21 protein-coding genes are annotated in these 19,770 nt (G+C 62.1%); 7 read left to right on the top strand and 14 right to left on the bottom strand.

From position 1 onward, the window contains the following. The first annotated feature begins 211 nt into the window (after positions 1–211). Positions 212–1,687 (top strand): hypothetical protein, encoded by a 1,476-nt coding sequence (locus tag JNK74_12495; GenBank protein MBL7646997.1) that lies wholly within the window; start codon positions 212–214, stop codon positions 1,685–1,687. Here the strand turns inward: JNK74_12495 and JNK74_12500 are convergent, their stop codons facing one another. Continuing rightward, positions 1,688–4,300, bottom strand: coding sequence for a response regulator (locus JNK74_12500; protein MBL7646998.1), 2,613 nt, complete (start codon positions 4,298–4,300; stop codon positions 1,688–1,690). A 258-nt stretch (positions 4,301–4,558) separates the two neighbouring features. Here JNK74_12500 and JNK74_12505 point away from each other — a divergent pair, with 258 nt between their 5' ends. From JNK74_12505 to JNK74_12525, 5 genes are all read left to right on the top strand, one after another. Then, complete coding sequence (locus JNK74_12505) at positions 4,559–4,771, top strand: zinc ribbon domain-containing protein (GenBank protein MBL7646999.1); 213 nt, start codon at positions 4,559–4,561, stop codon at positions 4,769–4,771. Positions 4,772–4,784: 13 nt separating this feature from the next. Further along, positions 4,785–5,141 (top strand): hypothetical protein, encoded by a 357-nt coding sequence (locus JNK74_12510; protein ID MBL7647000.1) that lies wholly within the window; start codon positions 4,785–4,787, stop codon positions 5,139–5,141. 175 nt (positions 5,142–5,316) lie between these two features. Then, positions 5,317–6,369: a lipopolysaccharide heptosyltransferase II gene (waaF, locus tag JNK74_12515; protein MBL7647001.1), complete on the top strand. Its 1,053-nt coding sequence runs from the start codon at positions 5,317–5,319 to the stop codon at positions 6,367–6,369. A gap of 51 nt (positions 6,370–6,420) precedes the next feature. Beyond that, positions 6,421–6,900 (top strand): PilZ domain-containing protein, encoded by a 480-nt coding sequence (locus tag JNK74_12520; protein ID MBL7647002.1) that lies wholly within the window; start codon positions 6,421–6,423, stop codon positions 6,898–6,900. Positions 6,901–6,924: 24 nt separating this feature from the next. Beyond that, the gene (locus JNK74_12525) at positions 6,925–7,200 is read left to right on the top strand and encodes a hypothetical protein (GenBank protein MBL7647003.1); all 276 of its coding nucleotides are present in this window, start codon (positions 6,925–6,927) and stop codon (positions 7,198–7,200) included. Between the two features lie 206 nt (positions 7,201–7,406). Here the strand turns inward: JNK74_12525 and JNK74_12530 are convergent, their stop codons facing one another. The 4 genes from JNK74_12530 to JNK74_12545 all read right to left on the bottom strand — a co-directional run bounded on the left by JNK74_12530 (position 7,407) and on the right by JNK74_12545 (position 10,718). Beyond that, positions 7,407–7,649, bottom strand: coding sequence for a hypothetical protein (locus JNK74_12530; GenBank protein ID MBL7647004.1), 243 nt, complete (start codon positions 7,647–7,649; stop codon positions 7,407–7,409). Between the two features lie 185 nt (positions 7,650–7,834). Beyond that, a complete protein-coding gene (locus JNK74_12535) occupies positions 7,835–8,821 on the bottom strand; it encodes a DUF2156 domain-containing protein (protein ID MBL7647005.1) in 987 nt (328 codons plus the stop codon). A 2-nt stretch (positions 8,822–8,823) separates the two neighbouring features. Further along, positions 8,824–9,708, bottom strand: coding sequence for a metallophosphoesterase family protein (locus JNK74_12540; protein MBL7647006.1), 885 nt, complete (start codon positions 9,706–9,708; stop codon positions 8,824–8,826). 104 nt (positions 9,709–9,812) lie between these two features. Beyond that, positions 9,813–10,718 carry a sugar phosphate isomerase/epimerase gene (locus JNK74_12545; protein ID MBL7647007.1) on the bottom strand — a complete coding sequence of 302 codons (906 nt, stop codon included), beginning with the start codon at positions 10,716–10,718 and terminating at the stop codon, positions 9,813–9,815. A 457-nt stretch (positions 10,719–11,175) separates the two neighbouring features. On the opposite strand from JNK74_12545, the gene JNK74_12550 reads away from it, so the two are divergent. Beyond that, a complete protein-coding gene (locus JNK74_12550; protein MBL7647008.1) occupies positions 11,176–12,789 on the top strand; it encodes a hypothetical protein in 1,614 nt (537 codons plus the stop codon). A gap of 47 nt (positions 12,790–12,836) precedes the next feature. Here the strand turns inward: JNK74_12550 and JNK74_12555 are convergent, their stop codons facing one another. From JNK74_12555 to rpmG, 9 genes are all read right to left on the bottom strand, one after another. Then, a complete protein-coding gene (locus tag JNK74_12555) occupies positions 12,837–13,964 on the bottom strand; it encodes an exo-alpha-sialidase (protein ID MBL7647009.1) in 1,128 nt (375 codons plus the stop codon). 410 nt (positions 13,965–14,374) lie between these two features. Further along, positions 14,375–15,415, bottom strand: coding sequence for an iron ABC transporter permease (locus JNK74_12560; GenBank protein ID MBL7647010.1), 1,041 nt, complete (start codon positions 15,413–15,415; stop codon positions 14,375–14,377). Continuing rightward, positions 15,412–16,212: an ABC transporter ATP-binding protein gene (locus tag JNK74_12565; protein MBL7647011.1), complete on the bottom strand. Its 801-nt coding sequence runs from the start codon at positions 16,210–16,212 to the stop codon at positions 15,412–15,414. The genes JNK74_12560 and JNK74_12565 overlap by 4 nt, the downstream gene beginning before the upstream one ends. Continuing rightward, positions 16,209–17,096 (bottom strand): ABC transporter substrate-binding protein, encoded by an 888-nt coding sequence (locus JNK74_12570; protein ID MBL7647012.1) that lies wholly within the window; start codon positions 17,094–17,096, stop codon positions 16,209–16,211. Before JNK74_12570 ends, JNK74_12565 begins: the two co-directional genes overlap by 4 nt. 129 nt (positions 17,097–17,225) lie before the next feature. After that, positions 17,226–17,408 (bottom strand): hypothetical protein, encoded by a 183-nt coding sequence (locus tag JNK74_12575; GenBank protein ID MBL7647013.1) that lies wholly within the window; start codon positions 17,406–17,408, stop codon positions 17,226–17,228. 41 nt (positions 17,409–17,449) lie between these two features. Continuing rightward, a complete protein-coding gene (locus JNK74_12580; protein ID MBL7647014.1) occupies positions 17,450–17,983 on the bottom strand; it encodes an NUDIX hydrolase in 534 nt (177 codons plus the stop codon). Positions 17,984–18,083: 100 nt separating this feature from the next. Next, positions 18,084–19,148, bottom strand: coding sequence for a hypothetical protein (locus tag JNK74_12585; GenBank protein MBL7647015.1), 1,065 nt, complete (start codon positions 19,146–19,148; stop codon positions 18,084–18,086). Then, positions 19,123–19,599, bottom strand: a complete 477-nt coding sequence (locus JNK74_12590; protein MBL7647016.1) for a hypothetical protein — start codon at positions 19,597–19,599, stop codon at positions 19,123–19,125. Before JNK74_12590 ends, JNK74_12585 begins: the two co-directional genes overlap by 26 nt. Then, positions 19,596–19,757 (bottom strand): 50S ribosomal protein L33, encoded by a 162-nt coding sequence (gene rpmG / locus JNK74_12595; GenBank protein ID MBL7647017.1) that lies wholly within the window; start codon positions 19,755–19,757, stop codon positions 19,596–19,598. Before rpmG ends, JNK74_12590 begins: the two co-directional genes overlap by 4 nt. Positions 19,758–19,770: the final 13 nt, after the last annotated feature.

A 19,770-nucleotide genomic window follows, 5' to 3' on the forward strand; every position in this document is an offset into this window, starting at 1 on the left:
ACGACATATCGCCTGTCGGGATGTCGATGAAGACGCAGGGTCTACCTCGCAAGCGACGGGACAGCCACGCCCTGCTGCGATGTGCGCCCTTGTCGAAATGCGCGCCGGGTGGGGGGCGCTTTGGCGGAGTGAGTCGCGGTGGGCGCGTCAGTTCCTGAGTTACATCGGCCGTGGTGCCCGTGTTAAGGTGTTGTGTAAGATTGATAGACCCATGACACCCCATCGACTCACCGAAAACTGGACACTCCGGCTCACCGCGATTTTCGCCGTGGTCCACGCGCTCTATTATCTCGCGGGCATTCGTTTCATCGACACGACCCTGATCGAAGTGATGCATTTCATCGATGTGGAGTTGCTGAAAACGCGCCTGCTCGAAAGTGTCCTTTACCTCCACATCCAGCCGCCGCTCTTCAATCTATTCGTCGGTCTGGTGTTCAAGGTATCGTCGGACCCGACGTGGCTCTTTCAAGGTATTTTTCTAACCTGCGGGCTTGTGCTGTACCTCAATATCTTCTCCCTGCAGTTGAAGTTCGGCGTCAACGCGAGGCTGGCCGCATTCCTGGCCACCATTTTCATGGCGAGCCCCTCTTTCATTCTGTGGGAGCATTTTCTGCTCTATACGCTGCCCATTGCCACGCTGCTCAGCATCGCGGCGCTGTGTCTGTTGAGTTATCTGGAATCCAGACGCACCCGCCCGCTCGTGGGCTTTTTTCTCGCCATCTTTGTCCTGTGCGGCATCGCCAGCATGTTTCATCTGGGCTATTTCGTGCTGCTCTTCGGCGCGCTGCTTGTTATGAGTCGGGGATACCGTCGCCAGATCCTCGCGGTGGGCCTTGTGCCGCTACTCGTGCTCTTCGGCTTCTATTTCAAGAATTACCTCCTCTTCGGCGAGTTCAATGTGTGCAGCTTCGCCGAGAAGAACCTCTGGATTATGACGGCGGGCAATATGCCCTGGGACGAGAAAACGAAGCTGGTGGAGGAGGGCAAGCTCAGCGAATTGTCCCTTATCAATCGTTGGGATGCGCTCGACAATTATCCGCCCAAGTACAGCGAAGTCCCCGAGCGCTTTCGCGACATCCCGGTCCTCGCCACGACGCATAAGACGAATGGCAAGGTGAATTACAACCACTTCGGCTATATCGAGAACTGCGAGGTCTACGGTGCGGACGCGAAGTACGTGCTGCTGCACGAGCCGCGCCACTTCATCGTCTCCACGATGCAATCCTGGTACCGCTACTTCAAGTCCAGCAGCGATCTGCCCGTGGCCCCGGAGAATCAGCAGCGGATCCGGCCGGCGCTCGCCTTTTACGATCACGTCATCTACGGGAAGTTCCCTTTCGACCTCTCGCCCTGGAGCCGATTGGTCGAAAAGACCCAATCCACCCCCTGCGTCTTTCTGCTGGCCGGTCTTCCGTTGGTTTTCATGTACGGCCTGTATCGCGCCGCGCGCCCCGGCCTGAGTGACGCGCAGCGGTCAACCCTCGCCTTCATAGTCCTCACCATCTTCATGGTGGCGTTTCTGGGTTGTTCGCTGGACTATCTGGAGACCGCCCGTTACCGCTTTACTACCGACGGACTGTCGGTTGTGCTTCTGGGCGTACTCGTACAGTCAACGTGGAGAGGGTGGCGCGGCGGTGGATCGGATGTTGTACAAGCGCTCGGGCATGGGGCACGCCCTTTGCAATGATCAGGGGCCGGTCGCCCGCTGAACCCAGCGGTCGAGCAATTCGCCCAGTTTCTTTGCGTCAATCGGCTTTGTGAGATAGTCGTTCATGCCCGCCCGGAGGCAGTGCTGGTGATCGTCGGTCAGGGCGCTGGCGGTCAGAGCGATAATGGGAATCGCGCCACGGTCGCCATCCAGTTTTCGGATGGCTTCGGTGGCCCCGAAACCGTCCAACTCGGGCATCTGGCAATCCATCAGCACCACATCGAAATGGGAAGATTCCAGCGCCTGGACAGCTTCCAGCCCGTTTCCCGCCATTTCAACTTCGTATCCGAGTTTCTCCACGAGACGCCGCGCGAGCCGTTGGTTGACCGGGTTGTCCTCCGCGATGAGAATCCGTGGGCGTGCCGTTTCCTGGTGTAGACTTCGCGCGGAGTGGGGGAAGTGATGGCGGGTGAGTAGCACCCGATCACGGTCCTCCCGGCCGGGGGTTAATGCCATTTCCAGGCACTGTTTCAGAAGTTGGGGATCCAGCGGCTTTACCAGGTAGGCCGCGAATCCGAGTTCGCGCAGCGGTTTCGCCTCGCCCGGTTGCCCCAGAGAGCTGAGCATGATCAGGGGAAACACGCTGAAGCCCGGTTCGGACAAGATGAGCCGGCCCAGTTCCGCACCGTCCATATCCGGCAGCGCGTTGTCTATGAGGGCGGCGTCAAAGGGCATTCCCTCCTCGACCGCCTTTCGAAGGGCCGCCAGGGCGGCGCTTCCGCTTCCGGCGCGGGTGCATACGCAGCCCCATTTTTCCAGCGCTCCCGCGGCGACCTGCTGATTGGTGGCATTGTCGTCGACCACCAGTATCCGTCGGCCCGCCAGGTCGTCGGGGGCAATTTCGGGTCCGGTTTCAATATGGGCCTTTTGAAAGGGTATACGGCAGGTGAAGGTGGTTCCGACGCCTGCTTCGCTCTCCACATCCACCCGGCCCCCCATGAGTTCCGTCAGTTGCCGAGCGATGGCGAGTCCCAGGCCGGTGCCGCCGAAACGGCGAGTGGTTGAAGCGTCCACCTGGGAGAAGGATTGGAAGAGCTTGCCCATGGATTCGCTGGGGATGCCGATCCCCGTGTCGCGAACATCGAAGCGGAGCTCGAAGGTTTCTTCGGTCTGTCGCTCCACCGTCGTGTGGATGCTCACCCTGCCTTGCTGGGTGAACTTTATGGCGTTGTTAACGAGGTTCAGGAGGACCTGGCGGAGCCGCCCCGGGTCACCGATGACGCCCGAAGGGACCGCCGCGTCGATGGAAACGCCGAGTTCCAGTCCTTTCTTGTGGGCGGTGGGTCCCAGCAGGGCGACCACGCCGTCCAGCACCTGAGCGAGTTCGAAGGCGATTCGTTCTACTTCCAGTCGGCCCGCTTCCATCTTGGAGAAGTCCAGAACATCATTGACGATCTTCAACAGCGCGTTCGCCGAGCTGCGAATCGTCTCGGTGTAATCGCGTTGTTCCGGGTTCAGCGGCGTATCGAGGAGGAGCTCGGCCATGCCGATGACGCCGTTCATGGGCGTCCGGATCTCATGGCTTATATTGGCGACAAATTCGCTCTTGGCCTGATTGGCCTGGCCGGCTTTAGTCGCTTGAAACTCGGCCTCGCCGATGGCGCACTCGAGGCGCGCGTTGGTTTCCGCGAGCTGGGCGGTCCGCTCCAGGACGAGGGCCTCGGCCTGCGCCGCGTGGAGCCGGGTTTCCCGGGCGCCAATCGATGCGATGACGATCAGCGCGCCCGCCACCACCAGTACCGTCATCAAGAGCAGGATGGACGCCAGACGTGCGGTCTGGCGGCCCAGTCCGGCGACGTCCCGGGGCCCTTCCGCCCGCAGGATCCACGAGTCGTTGCCCGCCAGATCCCGTATCGGACAAAAGGAAACCCAGCGTGTATCGGAGGGCGTTGTGATCTGTATCCCGTTCAGGTCCGGGTCGATTGCCCGCACCCGCGCCACGTCCTCGGGCGAGGCGTTCCCGGCCTCGATGAGTTCAAATTGCACATTCACCTGCTCCACCAGGGCGCCCTGCCGTTCCGCGTTCAGATAGCGCCCCATGATCAATACCCCGCGCGCGGGGCCCGCACCTTCGCTCGGCAAGATGGGATTGGCCGCGATCAGCAGGATTTTTCCGTCGCTCGGCATCAACCCGAACTGCGCATCCGAGTTTGCGGCCTTGAACGCGGGGTGGCTGGTGGGTATCGCCGTACCGTCGAATCCCTCTGGGTGAAACGGGGTTCCCGTCGACCTGTCGAAGGCGCTGCCGGTCAATATCCCGCCATCATTATTGCAGATGTAGATCAGATCGATACCGGTTTCCCTGAGGGAAGCCCAGACCAGATTGGAATCGATGAAATCCTGATTCCGATCCGCGACAAAGGCGTAGGTGTCGTCCCAGAGCGCCCAGTCGCGGACCAGCGCAAGCACGTGCTCCGCCTCCCGGTAGATGGCGTCCACGCAGCGGTTCGTGTCCTTCCGGGCGTCCGCATCTTCCACGGCCTGGAAGCGGGGCAGAATGATCCAGTCGGTTATGAGCGTGTAGGCGATGAGCGAGGCCAGGACCGTGATCAACAGCGGACTGAGTAAGAAGTACTTGGACTGTGATTTCATTGCTCGCTCTCATGGAGGTGTCGGCACAGCCTGCGAAATCCAGATCCAAGCCCCCCGGTCGACATGGGCAGGACAACGCTCTTACTGCGCTATCTTACCCCAGAAGACGCACCGGATCCCATTCTCGCCATGCGGTACCCGGGCGGCCCGCCGCAGCCCGGCGGATGCCATCCATTGATGCGGATGTTTTCTGGTATACTGACCCCGGTTGGAAACTGGCCGGGCCCGACGGCCCGCCGCGGAAGGAGAGATCTGATTATGCCCCTCTTTGCCTTTGCCTGTGCCGATTGCGGCGCCTCCTCGGAGATTCTGGTCCGGGGCGGCGAATCCCCCGCATGCCCGGCGTGCGCGTCCACACGACTGGAGAAGCAGATGAGCCGCTTTGCCCCCATGCAGGCCACGGCCCCCGAACCCGTCGGCTGCGGCGCCTCCCAGTGCTGCAGAATGCGCGGCGGCGGCTGCATGAACTGACGCCGCGGGGCCCATGCGCGAACCCTCGAGCGATATCCGGCCCGTCCGGACCCTTCGCCAGCACCTCTGGCAGGGGATGGCCGCCGCCCACCGGAGGCGGCCGGCGAGCTTTTACCTGCTCCTGACCATCCCCGTCGTGCTGCTTCTCGCCCTGCATCTTTTTCAGTCCGCCGCCGATCCCCGCCGTCTGGCGCTGGGGCTATCGCTTCTTTTTCTGTTCCTGGGGGTATTGCTGATTCGCGCACTCCTCGATATTCTCGCCCTCGTCCGCCGGCTGGTCTCCGAGCACCATCGCTCCTATCAGGAAACCCTGGGTGATGAGGCCTTTCTTGAATCACTCCGCGCACGGCGGGGAGATTCCAAAGAATAGGTCGGCGACAGCACCCCGAACCGAGGCGACTTTGTCCCGTTGAACTTCTCACGCGGGTCGCTGTACCCCTTCGGAATCGCAATCAGCCGTGTCGACATTTCTCGCAGGTGGGCCGTCGTGCTAAACTTCGCCATTCCAATTAGCAGTTGCCCCAACCCAGAACCTCAATGCAGCCATGTCCCTTCCCGCCACCCAATCGCCCAGCGCCATCCTCGTTTTCCTCCCCAATTGGCTGGGCGACGTCGTGATGTGCACCCCGGCGCTTCGGGCGCTGAAGAAGCGCTATCCCGAAGCCACGATTACCGCCGCGGGTAAGGGGGCCTGCTGCGCCGTGCTTGAAGGCCTCCCATGGGTCGATCGGTTCTTGCCCCTGCCTGAGCGGCCGGGTTTGATCAAGTCACTGGAGTTGCGCCCATCGTTGCGCGCGGGTGGCGCGGAAATGGCCGTCGTCTTCCCCCACGCCTTCCGGGCCGCCTGGCTCGCCTGGCTTTCCGGGGCATCCACACGCATCGGCCTCAATCGGGGCGGTCGCCGCCTGCTGCTGACCCACGCGCACCCGCGTCACCGGGTTGACGGAAAACCCGTCCCGCGCTATACGGCGCTGGAATACTTGGAAATCGCGGCGTTGGCGGGCGCGGTGGACGACGGGCTTGGTCTCGAACTGGCCGCCGATCCCGCCGAAATGGCGGCGGTGAAGGCGCTCATAGAACCCGGGCGTCCGCTGGTGGGCATAGCGCCCGGCGCCGCTTTCGGGCCCAGCAAGCGCTGGCTACCCGAGCGCTTCGCGGCCCTCGCGGATCGGCTCTACCAGGAGCACGGGGCACAATGCCTCGTCATGACCGGTCCGGGTGAGGAGGAGACCCGCGATGCCGTCCTGGGCGCGGCGACGGCGCCCCTGCTCGAATACCACGGCGGCAAGCCTTCCATCGCGCGCCTGAAGGCGGCCATCGCCAGCGTCGATCTCCTGATTGGGAACGACAGCGGTCCCCGTCACATCGCGATTGCATTTGGCAAGCCGGTTGTCTGTATTATGGGTTCCACATCACCCGCTTATACCGAAAGCCCCTGGGAGCGCGGCGAAGTTCTGCGAATCGATGTGGAATGCGGACCTTGCCAGAAACCTCACTGCGTGACGGACCACCGCTGCATGACCGGGATCTCCGTGGAGCGCGCGGCGGCGGCGGCGTCCCGATGGCTGGCTCCCAGCAGCCGAACAACGTCCATTTAACCCGATACCCTGCGCCTGCGGGCGCATTTCCCCCTAGAGGAGTCCTCAAGAGTGTTAGAAGACCGCAGGAAATTTGTACGTCGCGCTTCAGACCGTCAGTTGCTGAGCCAGGTCCAGAATTTTCAAGGACAGGTGGACGGCGAGGTCAACCGAGAACTCCGCCAGAAGCGCCGCCGCGCCATCCGGCATACCTGCACGGTGAAAATCAGTGTTCAGGTGGGCCACCGCAGCGGGGCGTCCGATACGTGGAACATGACGGATCATCCCGTCGCCGGTCGTTTGCTGGACCTCAGCACCGACGGCTGCCAACTCTACACCCGGGACCTCCTCGATATAGGCGCACAACTGAATCTACTGATTACGCTGCAGAGCGGCGAGGAAATACGCGCGGTTGGCGTCGTCCGATGGAACAAGGCCGTGCCGGAAAAGAACGGCTACGGCCTCGGGGTGCAGTTCACCCGGGCGGATCACGATGCCCAGACGCGAATTCAGAACTTCATCCATTTCCTGGACCAGACCGGCGGCCTTTGAGGTCCCGGTGCGCGAGACGAAGCCATGAAAAAGATTTATGCGATTACCATGTGGTCCGGCGGACAGGCCGCCAAGAAGTGGCAGACCTTCGAGAAGCCCGAACTGCTCCCCAGCGGGACGGGCATCCGGTTTGTCTGCCGCAACACCAAGCTCACGGTGGAACTTATCGGCGCGATTTCGGTCGAAGAGTATGAATCCGGCAAGGACGATATTGAGGCCATCCGGGATCGATTCGAAGATGATACGCCGGATCTTCCCGAACGCGGCGGGAATGGCGGCGGCATAGACCGGCTGTTTTGAACGGGAAAGGCACCTCGAAGTCGAAAAAGAGAGTGAGATGCCAAATTAGCGTTTTATTTTTTTGCCGCGCGCTATTCCGTGGCCGACGTTCTGAGGCTCCCTGTAAACAGAAAAAGCCCCCTTAAAAGGAGGGTGCCGCCGGGACCAGGGGGGGGATCGTGCTTGAGGTCGCCGGCGGCATGCAGGGGTTGAGGAAGATTTTTATATTAGTTCGGGCTGAACCACCCGTTCTGGTTAAAAGGTATGTTTCTATACTCTCGCTTATACTGGCGGGCCGCTGCTGCGAGCCGAAGTCCCAGGAACCACAGATTCCGGTTCTTCACGAGCCACCGTTCCAGTGCTTCAGTGTCCACCGTGTTCCGGTCATCCGGTTGACTCCATCCCTGGCCCTTTTTGGGGTCGGTCTGGTCGTCATCGCCTCCTGCGAAACCGAAGTTTTCGTCGACCATCGTTAACATCCTTGTTTTGGTTGTCGGCTCAGGTTGCCCTGTCGACAACCGAATTATGCACTGAAAAGCATGTAGAAAGAGTAACAAAACGAGAACATTTCCTTAAAACCTGCATGGAGTGGCTTTTAAAACCAGAATTTCAATAATAATGTGGTCCAGCGGGGCGACTCAGGCGTGCGAGGTGCTCAAAGCATCCGGCAGGCGCGGGCCGAGGCGTAGAGGGGCAGCAGTCCGACGGGACCGGGAGCTGCGGTAAATACCGGGAGCTCCCTGGCGCGATAGCGACTCTTGTGAAAGGAAAGACCCCGAAAATGGTAGATGGGGTCGCCCCAGCGCCGCAAAAGCCGGTAAAGCGCGAAAATGGCCGGACTTCCGACGCCGTGCCGGGCCCCCAGGGCTTCGAGTTGGTGGAAGGGGCTCACGCCCAGACTGAGCAGCGGGATTCCCTCCGCCGCGAGCGCCTCGATGGCCGCCAGTACGATATAGTCCAAAGTACCCTCGGGGGTCTCGCGAAAATGTCGTAAGATCGTGACGGTGAATCCAATGACGCTTCCTTCGCGGTAGAGCGGGTCCAGTACCACGAAGGCGACCAGTCGGTCGTCTATGGTCCCTGTGAAAATGCGGACCCCCGGCTCGGGGTTGGGTGTGAAGGGGCGCGCCAGGAATTCCAATTCCCGGCCCAGCCAGGACTTGTGCGGCAGCCAGGCGTCCGACACGGGCCGCAGTGCCCTGCGCAGCGCTACCGAATCGGGCAATTCTTCCACCGTGACCCTTCCGGCCCGGGCCTTGTTGCGGTAGTGCCGCAAATCGGCCATGCGTCGGCCCCGAAGGGTGAAGGTGGCGGTGTCGATATCATTCTCAACGCCCACCGGGGTAATGTGGTGTCCCAGGTTCCGGAGTGAGGCGGCGGTACGCTCATGAATCTGCATGAACAGCGCCCGTGGGAATTCGGTAAGCAGTGCGGCGAGAAAGGAATCAAGTGATTCGGGGGGACACGCGGGGTCGCCGAGGAAGGTGTACTGGCCGAGGTTCTTTCGGTAGGCGGCCAGGCCTGTTTCTGACGAGCCCCAATAGCCCATTCCGGGTTGGAGCATGGAGTAAGCGAGGGAGTGACTCCCGTAGCGCTGGACGATGCGAAGGCGTATCGCCGGATCCTGGAGGTCATCCGTCAAGGTCAGGCCTCCGCGCTGCGCTCCAGGATATGGATGGTGACTTCCGGGGGACAGAAAAAGCGCACCGGGGCCATGCTGCACCCGGCACCGGCCGAGGTATAGCCCTGGAGTTCGTGGTAGGACCAGGGGCCGCTGTCCATTTCGCGGGGGTGCTGGGCATTGCGCAGGGGGGCGATGCCACCCGGCAGGCAGATCTGGCCGGCGTGGGTGTGGCCGCTGAGCACATAGTCGATGCCGCAGGCCAGGGCCCGGCGGTATGTTTCGGCCGTGTGGGAGAGGAGGAGGGTGGTCGCTTCCGGGGGGATCCCGAGGAGGGCCTTCTCGAAGTCCTCGGTTTCGTAGTAGTGGGGGTCGTCAATACCCGCCACATAGATCGCGATGCCGTCCCGCTTTATGGGGGCGTGCTCATTCATGAGCATGTGTACGCCCATGGCTTCCAGGCGGGGGACCATGGCAAGGAAATCGTGGTTGCCGAGAATGCCGTGGCACGGCGTTTTCAGTGCGGCCACGACCCGTCTGGTTTCGGCCATGGCGGCATCGATGGGTCCAAAGGTCTCGGCCCGATAGTCTCCCGTGAGGACGCAGTGGTCGTATTCCAGAGGTGCGATGGTTTCGAGGAGCGCTTCGGTAATGCGGGGGTCAATGTCGAGATGGAGATCGCTCAACTGGAGTATACGGAACCCCTCAAAGCAGGGTGGAAGCCTGCGGAGGCGGATTCTGTTTTCGCGCACCTGGATCTGGCGCGCATTCCAGTTGCCCCACCACCAGGTCAGTGTCCCTTTCAACAGGATGTGCAGGGCGATCCGAAGCACCGGAAAGTTTTCGGGGTGGAAACGGGTACGTCCCCCCCCGAAAACTTCCGAGGCATGGCAATGTTCCACGTTCATCCGCTGGCGATAGTGGTGGGCGCCCAGGCGCTCCCGGAGCGCCAGGTGGGCCAGAGAATCTTCATCCTCTTCGGCGACCGCGCAGGATGGATGGCTGGGATAGATCACGCGGTGGCTGCGCCTTCGCCTATGAGGGTAAGGCGGCGGGACAACTCGCGCAGCCAGGCTTCGTCGGTTCCCTTGGGGACTTCTTCCGTGCACCAGCCGGTATAGCCGATCTCGTCCAGCGCCTTGCGGACTTCCGCCCAGTTGACGTCGCCCTCGTAGGGGAGCTTGGTCCACTCGTAACCTTCGCGTTTGAAGTCTTTGAAGTGAAGTTTGCAAATACGCTTGCCCAGGGTGCGGATCCAGTCTTCCGGATAGCCGAAGATAACGGTGTTGGCCACATCGAAGTAGGCGCGTACAAGGGGGTGCTCGAACTCGTCCACGTATTGGGCGAATTCCAGCGGGCTAAGCAGGAATTTGTTCCATACGTTTTCAATGCCGATGACGATATTGAGTTCTTCCGCCACGGGAATGAGGGGGCGGATGTTCTTCTGGGAATTTACCCAGGCATCCTGATAGCGAACCGTGTCGGTGACGACGGCGGGCACCAGCAGCATCGTATCCGCGCCCATGGCCTTGGCCGTGCGGATGGCGTTGTCGATTTCAGCCTGGCCGTTCTTGATCACCTCCGGGTCCGGGCTCGACATGGGGTTCTTCCAGCCGCCGTAGGTGACCGAGTGAATCGGCACGCCCGCCTCGCGCGCTTCTTCGCCCATGCGCTTGGCGGCGTCGAGATCGGCCATGGGATAGCCCTCGATGCCGTCAAAGCCACATTCCTTCAGGAGCTTGAACTTCTCCTTGTCGGAGGGCAGGTCGAGGAGCTTGCCGTACTGAATCGCCTTCGGGAAGGGCTTGTAAGCTGGTGCGGCGGCGGCGGTGCCCGCCGTGGCGGCCAGCGCGAGTCCGGCTCCCGCGGCGGCGCTCTGTCGCATGAAGGCGCGCCGGCTGATGGCGTGTGAAGACATGGGGGTCGTTCCTTTCCTTTTCTGTTCCATGTTCGGGTGCGGGGTCGCGCGTGTCCGCACCCGTCACCGCGCTACAGTCTGCGTTGGATGGGCCTCAAATTGCAAGACCCCGCGGTATTCCGGTGCATGGGGCCGGTCTCGGCGGAATTTGTTTCACGATCATCGGTTCAGGTGAAACGCTTCGGGGCTGGATTGGCCGCGGTGTACAAACGGGGCTTGACTTTTTTGCGCGCCGGACCGTAGGGTGTTGGGTGTGCAATATCATCGCGAGGTTATGGTCATGGCTTGTAAGTTGTCTCCGTGCTGCTTCCGTCGCGATGGGTCCGGCCTGCGGGCCTCGCTGGCACTCGCCGCCCTCCTCTTTTCTCCCTTGTCCATAGCCAGCGAATTCCCCGCGCCCGGCTCCCCCCCCGCACCTTTGGAAGGGGCGGCGGCAGTACAGAAGGATTCAGATTTCTTGCCACAGGATGAAGCTTATTTCGCCCCCGTGCTGGGAGATATCGCCCATGCACTCGCTCCCTGCGCGGATGTGTCCGCGATGACCCACGCCATTCTCGAAGGAGGCTCACCCCATCTGGTGCTCTTCCTGGAGGGGCATGGGCCGATTGACGGGCGGGAGCACCCGGCGGTCCGGGCGATGCGGACGCTGGCGGAAAACTATCAGCTCGGATTGGAATACCAGTGCACCGCGCTGCACGATGGCGCGCCTCTCTTTGGCTTCCTGCTCTATCAGCGCTTTCCCACGCTGGAGATGGCCTGGGAGACCCACCCGTATGAGAGTGCGGAGACTGTGGAGGGCGCCTGGCGCCAGCCCTTTGCCGATCTCTCGGATGTGGAGTCCGTGCATGTGGTGGACGATCGCGCAACGCTGGTGCTGTCGGAGGCCGCGTCGCGCCGTGTCGATTTGCTCTCCGAAGTTCATGGACACCGGACCTATCGCGTTCGGGGCGTCGAAATGGCCGATGGGTCGGATCTGGGAACATACACCTGGGTTCCGGGGCTGCGCACCATACCCGGTGTGCCCGCCGTATTCAACTGCCGGCTGCCGCGGCGCAATGGCCAGTGGAAAGAAGGGCTGACCCTCGATTATCTGCGCCAGCGCTTCACCGTGCATGCGGCGGCGCGCGAACGCATTCGGCGCGAGTTGGACATCGCCGATGATGTCTGCTGGACGATATCCGCCATTCCCCCGCGTTATACCGAGCCCTTTTTCGCGTGGGTGGTGCATGCGCCGGAAGCCGGCGGCCGGGTCGTCCAACTGCCCTGGTATCGTTCCACGGGGGACAGCGAACGGCGCTGGCTCCATGTTCAAGCGCCCACGAACCCCACGGCGAGCGCGGTGATTCCCTATAACTGGGAATTCGTTCGCCGGGGAGACGATGCGGAGCTCGTCGCCCGCCCCGCCACGAGGGCGGATGACCTCGCGCGGGAGGAGGCCTTTGCCGGATTCCTGCGCCAAAACATGGGCCAGGAAATGGCCATCGTCATGCAGGGGCAGGTTGCCGGCGTGGTGGCCATTTCAGCGGCCCGGCCGGAGCTACTCGCCCTCGGGAGCATGCCCCCGGCAGCGTCGGAGGCGATGGAAAAGCTCTGGAATGCGGCAAACTCGGGGCCTATTGGCGCGCCGAGGGTTGCGGCCGCAACGCCGGTGGTGGAAACTCCCGCGCCGGATCCGCCGGATACCTTTCAGGTGCGCCTCATGGCGGAGCCACAGGATCGCGAGTTTGTCGAGGTCACTCACTTCGCGGCGCCGGGCTATGCGCCGGGCACGGTGGTGGCCGTGCTGGAGGACATCATCGTGGACGGGCGCGCGGTGACGGGCGCTTTTCTGGAAACGCGGGACGACAAGCTGTTCCTGCGGCTCACCTTCACGCCCGAAGCCCAGGAGGTGCTCGGCGGCGCCTGCTTCGGTAATATGGGAAAGCAGCTTGCCATTCTTTACAACGACAAGCTGCTTTGTGCGCCGACCATCGATGATTGGGAAATCGAAGACCTGAGTTTCAGGGGCATGAACAGCGACTGGCCGGAGGTCGCGCGCGACCTGGCCGATCACCTCAATCCGAAGGGCTGATGGGCCTTATGGTCGCAGGTTTTCCGTAAGGCCCACAGGTTACGTTCTCATTCCAAGCGTAGAATAGTGCCTGCGATGTGCTTGGTGCCGCCTTCGATGTTGAAGTAATAGCTCACCAGCACCTTGCCGTTCGCCATGACGGTGGCCCAGGGATAGCCCAGATCGCCGTTGCCGCCGTCGTCGCGAAGGACGATTTCGGTGGACTCCTTGTAGTCTGTGCATTCGGGATTCAGGATGCGCGCCCGGATGCCCATGGGGGCGTGGCGGTAGCCGTAGACCAGCAGCACGCGGCCGTCGGGTAGTTGAACGGGATAGTGGGGGTGGCCCTGAAATCCGGCATCCTCCCAGATGAAGGATTTACCGCCGTCCGTCGAGCGCGCGACCACCGTGTGATCATCGAATTCGTCGGTGCGAATGAAGACCACGAGATCGCCTTTGGGCGTTTCATAAATCGAGGCCTCGTTGAAGACCACCTTGGGGTCCTGGGCAATGGGCGCGCCGTAGGTCCACGTGAGGCCGCCGTCATCGGAGTACATCAGGTGATTTTCCGTACGCCCGGTCGTATCACCCTGCACGGGCGAGGCCACGGCCCAGAAGAGACGTCCGCTCTTGCCCTGATAGAGGCCGCCGCGATTGTAGGCGGGCAGGGGCTGGTTGAAGGCGGTCTTGGTGTCTTCACCGGGGATCGGCGGCGGCACGATAAGGTCGGACCAGGTGTGGCCGCCGTCCATGGAGCGGACCAGATACCCGCCGAAGAAATTAAACTCGCCCGCCCGCGCCACCTTGCCGAAGGACTTCCAGGCGTCGTCCCGGGGCAGGGCCCAGCCGTAGCTCGTGCAAACGATGGAGTCGTCGGCCAACTGGATCATGCAGGGGTCCTGGGAGCCGCCGAAAGGATGGGCCAGAATGAGGGCGGGATTCTTTGTCCAGGTCTCGCCGTTGTCCTTTGAGCGTACTTGAACCAGATAGCTGTTCGGGTCGGTGTGACTGGTGCCCTTTTCGCCGAAGATCCGGCGATCGGGGGCGCGGCGAAAAGCGAGGATAAGCTCGCCATCGGGGCGGCGCACCACGGAGGGAAAGGCGCTGTGGAACTGGTCATCGGAGTAGATGACCACGTCCTTTTCCTTCACCAGTTGCGCAGGTTCAGCGGAAGCGAGGGGTGCCAGCAGGGCCATTGTCGCGAGAGACAAAAGAGGCGTGAGTTTCTTCAAGGGGCTGCTCCTTTGGGTTGGTTGTTATAACCAATTATAGGGGCGGCGCCAGGGAATTGCAATCGGGGGTGGAGACGCAGGGACAGCGTCGCCTCGTGACCGGAACACGCAAGAATCATTTCGCGCCCGTGGTGTGTCTTGATGGAGCAGAAAATGCTTCAACCGGCGGGGCTGTCCTGTTGTGAGCGAGGCGTGCCCGCACCTTAAAGGAGTTCTTGATATCCCGAGTCCGATGGGGAAGTACTTCTGATTGCGACGCAGGCGCGACGCCACAGGACAGCCCCGCCAGTTCTGGTGCGTTTCGCCTGGTTTGAGGCAACGTACGAGCACTATGTATTTCTGCCATATCGAATCATGGGGCGACGCTGTCCCTTCTACATCTGCCAGTCGGAAAATTTCCGCTTTACAAGCAGGTACAAGAAGACGGGGCCGCCGATCATGGTGGTAATGATGCCGATGGGGGTTTCGCCCGGCAGTATTCTTCGCGCCACGATGTCGCAGGCGCAGAGGAAGGCCCCGCCTGCCACGATGCTGACGGGCATAACGATGCGGTGCTGGGGACCGGTGGCGAGGCGCACGGCGTGGGGGATGATGAGGCCGACAAAGCCGATGGGGCCCACTTCAGAGACGATGATGGCGGTGATCAACGAACCCACGAGAAAGGTGGTGATCTGGAGTCGCGCGATATTGACCCCGCGCCCGGCGGCCATGGTGGTTCCGAAGGCAAACTGGTCGTACCGCGCGGCCTGCAGCAGAAGCACAATGGCGCAGGGGATGACGCCTGCGGCGAGGACCAACACGGGCCGGTACCCGAGGACATCCACGCCGCCCATGAGCCAGCGATCCATGTTGACCAGGCGGTCGGGCCGTGCGATGTAGCGGCTGAACATGATGCCGGCGTTGGCCAGCATGCCGAGGGTGACGCCGGCAAGGAGGAGCACGGCGGGGGAGGTGTGGATGCGCCGCGCAGCGAGGAGGTAGACGATATACACATCGGCGCTGGCGAAGAGGAAGGCCATGACCTGCTTGCTGGTGAGGAGGTTCAGCAGGGGGATGGTCGCGGTGATGTCGGCGAGGAGAAAGGCGACCCAGGCGCCCAGAGCCCCGGCGCTGGCGACACCGAGGGTGTAGGGCGTGGCGAGGGGATTGCGCAGGAGGGCCTGAAAGGCGCAGCCCGCCAGGGCAAGTCCCGCACCGGCGATGAAGGCCGCCAGGGTGCGGGGGATGCGGTGGCGAAGCAGTACGGAGAGGGTGGGGGCCTCGTTTAGTGGGGTGCCGCTGGAAAGCTCGTGCCAGGCCTTGCCCAGATCGAGGGTTTCGGTGCCGATGAAGATGCTGGACACGAATATGACGGCGCACGCGGCCGCACCGAGCAGGAGCGTGTGGCGGAGTTGGAACTTGTCGGCGATGCTCATGGCCGTGCTCCGGAATCCAGGGGCACCGTGACAAAGGGCGTTCCCGTGATGGGATGGGCGCATACGGCGAGGGGGCTTCCGTAGGCCGCCGAAAGGTTCGCCGCGGTCAGTACCTCCTCGGGGGCGCCTTGTTTCACGAGCGTGTGTTCCTGGCCCAGCAGGAGCAGGCGGTCACAGAATTGGGCCGCCATGTTGATATCATGCGTCACCACGATCACCCCGAGATCTTGCGCGGCCAGCTTCCGCAACTGTTGGAAGAAGGCGGTTTCGTGGGGCAGGTCCAGGGCGGAGGTGGGCTCGTCCAGCAACAGGATTCTCGGCTCCTGAGCCAGGACACTGGCGAGAATGACCCGCTGGCGCTCGCCGCCGGAGAGGGAGAGAAAGTCCCGTTCCGCGAAGGTCTCGGTTTCGGTCTGTGCGAGGCACGCCGCCACGATGGCGTGATCCGGTTCTCCCAGCGCGCCAAAAGGGCCTAAGTGCGGGTAACGTCCCAGGGCCACCACCTCGCGAACGGAAAGGCTGAAGGTGGGCTGGACGCTCTGGGGCATGTAGGCGATGATGCGGGCCCGCTCCCGGGGGTTGAAGGTGGCGAGGGGTCTTCCGTCGAGCGACACGCTGCCACCCGCGGGCACAAGAAGGCCGCAGAGCACCTGGAGCAAGGTGCTCTTACCCGCGCCATTCGGGCCGATGATCCCGGCAACGGTACCCGATTCCAGCACGGCGGAAACGTCGGCCAGCACCGGCGCGGCGGGCGCATAGGAAAAATAGAGGCGATCAGCCGCCAGGGAATGCTTCATTCCGGTAATTCTGCCTCGAAATAAAGCTTGCGCGCAATAATCTTGGCCACATCGGCGATGCGGGGACCGGGTCGCATGGCGTGGGACTCGGTGACGTAGTAGATCGCGCCGTTCTTCACGGCGGGCACCGTGTCCATGAAGCGCCAGTCGTTGTAGAGCGCCTGAGTCTGGTTCGTGGTGAGACTTTTTCCCGCCTGAATCTCCAGGATCGCATCCGGTGCTTCGAGGAGGATGGTCTCCTTGGAGGCCTCCAGATAAGGCTGAGCGGCACTCTTATAGATGTTGTCGCCGCCCGCTGCCTCGACCAACTCGGAGATGAACGAACTGCCCCCCACCGTCTGGAGGTTGGTCAGGTCGCCCCGTTCGCGGCCGAGGACGATGAGTACTTTCTTCCGGGGATGGGGCTTCAGGGCCCCTCGAAGCGCGTCGAGGTCCGCGTCGATTCTGGCCCGGAGCTCCGCCGCCTTCGCCGGTACGCCCAGGGTGGCGCCGATGGTGTCGATGCCGGCGTGGATGGTCTCCAGATTGTCCATGTGTACGTTGAGTACCGGGATCTGGTTCATTTCGCCGAAAGAAGTCACCTGTTCGTGCTGTCCCGGAACGATGATAAGAGCGGGCGACAGAAGTGAGAGCTGCTCCAGATCGGGGTCGATATAGCCACCGACTCTGGGGAGGTTTTTCACGGCGACGGGGTAGTCGTCAAAATCACTGACGCCGACGAGGCGGTCACCCTCACCGAGGGCAAATATGGTTTCCGTGAGGTTGGGCGCCAGGGAGACGATGCCCTTTCCGCCCGACGCGCCGCCACAGGCGGACAAGATGGCGGCAAGCAGCGGTACCAGGCAGACACAGGGGCATACGGTGCGCAATAAGGGTTTAAACATGATTTAAGAATCCAGAGGGTCGCTGCGCTGACGATGCCAGCATCTTCGAACGTTTGGGATGATTTATAAAATCCGCCATGCGTATGCGGAGACTTTCTGCTGTGTGCACTTCGCCGGCGCGCGCCAACATCAAAGCGCCAGCAAGATGCCGATGACATCGGCCACCAGGTCCAGCGCATCGGCCACTCCTCCGCCGAAAAAATCGAAGATCTCCTTGCCCAGCCCCGCGGCCACCGCGAGCGCGGGATCGAAGAGGGCCAGGAAATAGCTCACGGCGATGTGGAGGACCTTGTCCAGTCCCGTGATTTCCATGTCGAGTCTCCTTTGTCCTCTGGCCCGGTCCGCACCGAGGTTCAGGACTTTGCTGCGTCGAGGTATTGAAAGAGCGCATACAGCCCGACGACGGTCTTGGCGTCGTCGAAGCGGTGCTCCCGCAGAGCGGTGCGAACTTCTTCGATGGGCATTTCGACGAGTTCGATGCGCTCTTCGTGGTCGAGGTCCTGGCCGACATGTTCGAGGTCCAGGGCCAAAAAAACATGGATGAGTTCCGAGCAGTAGCCCACGCTGGCGTAGACCGCACCCGCGGGGATCAACCGGCCCGCGCGCAATCCGGTCTCTTCGATGAGCTCGCGCATGCCGCAATCCGCCGGGGGCTCGTCGCCCTCGCGTTTACCCGCGGGCATCTCCAGAATGGTCTTGCCGATGGCGATGCGGTACTGGCGCACAAAAATAACGGAGTTTCCGGTGAACGGGATAATCCCCACGCCGCCTCCGTGCTCCACAATTTCACGCTGGGCGACGGTTCCGTCTTCCAGGGAGACCTCACCCACGCGCACGCGAAAGATTTTGCCGTCATAAATGGTTTGCTGTTGGGTCCAGGTTTCCAAAGGTCGTGTCCTGCCGGTTTAGGTTTGAAGTCGTGGCAGTATACGCCATGGGGAGTGTCCGGGGCGAGGTTGGTCGCGTTTACGCTATCCGGCGGCGCCGTCATTCCGCCAGGAGCACGGTTCGATCGATATTGCACTCGGGCAGGGCGGCTTCGAGTTCCCGCTGCCCCGCGTCGGTTATGGAGGTTTCGATGAGGGCGAGGTCGCGGAGTTGGGTCAGTTGCTTGAGCACGGCCACGGACGCGTTTGTAATACCCACGCCCGAGAGCCACAGTTGCTCGAGATTCGGGCATCTAGCGAGGTGGGCGACGCCCTGATCGCCGGGGTCGAAGGAGCGCGTGATCAGCGTGCGCAGTTTTGGGAAGGTTGCCACCGTTTCGAAGGCGGCGCCGGTCAGAGACTCGCAGTCCATGGCGAGCGCCTCAATGGCCGGCAGGCCGGCGAGGGCGCCGAACTCCTGATCCGTCATATCATTGCCCAGCAGGTTCACCATGCGAAGCCAGGGACAGGCCTGGATATGGGGAATGAAGTCGCCGGTATATCGGGCATCCGCCAGCGACAAGTCCCGGAGTCCGCGGATATTCTTCAGTGCGGCCAGAGCGGCAGGCGGGACGTTGGTATCGCCCAGGGTGAGGTACTGGATTGCGCCGGGGGCGAGATTGGTCAAGAAGACAAGATCGGCCTCGCCGAATTCCTTGTTCGCTTCCAGGCCCGTCATCATGTTCGCGCTGACGGCGATATCCCCCCGCGCCTGGGCGGCGAATCGCCAGTGGTTCTCTCCCCAGGGGGAGAAGGAGATCTTCCCCAGGCTTCGATCCGCCGGAAAGGCAATCGTATGCTCGCGGGACTTTATATCCGCCACGCTTTCCGCATCGCGCAGGCACTGGTCTCCGGCGGCCAGCAGCTCCCGATTTTTTTCGTCCTCGGTAGTCTGTTTTGCGCGCTGGAGGTACATTTCCGCCGCCGCCAGCAATCCGGGCGCGAAGTCTTTGGCGCTGCTGGAACTTTGACCCGCGCGCGACTCGGCCCGGGCCTGCAGATCGCTGCGATTCAGCGTCGGATCGGCCGTGTCGAGGGGCTGGTCGAGCGGCGCGGAGCATCCCGCCAGAAACGCCATGGCGATGAAAAGGCCGGTTCTGTTAAGGTCTCTTGAGCAAATAGGCATTTTCGTCCACCTCAAGTCCCGCTTCCTCAAAGGTAGTATAGGCTTCCAGAATATGTTCGGGCGTCACGATGCTGGCCGAGTCTGTTTGCGTCCAGGCGCCGTCCTCAAGTCGATAGAAAAACTCAAAGCCCCGGAAGCTGGCCATGGCGCGATCATCCTTTTCACGGATGTATACGCGCACCGTGCCCCAGAACTTGCCAAACCAGCCGTACTCCCGACCAGAGCGGACTTCGGTCAGGCAATCAAAATCCGCCTTTGAATCGGGCGGCAGCAGTTCGGATTCGTGCCGGACGCCTTCGGGAACCAGGAGGGCGTCCTTCCGGGCAAGGTCCCATCGCGAGTAGAGGGTCGCCACCGCCGTGATCAACAGGATCGCCACAAGCTGCTTCACGTCCCGCCTGCGAAACGTGTCCGCCAGGAGGGCTCGCCAGCCCGGCACGCCGGTACTCACCGGTGCTCCTTGAAGAGAACATGCTTCCGCACCACCGGGTCGTACTTTTTCAGTTGGAGCCGCTGCGTCTTCGTTCGCGTGTTTTTCGTGGTGGTGTAGCGGAAAGCGCTCTCGGTACTTTGAAGAATCACCAGTTCACGCCCGATCTTTTTTGCCATGTGCGTAGTGCTC

Source organism: Candidatus Hydrogenedentota bacterium (genome assembly GCA_016791475.1).
Taxonomy (GTDB): Bacteria; Hydrogenedentota; Hydrogenedentia; order Hydrogenedentales; family JAEUWI01; genus JAEUWI01.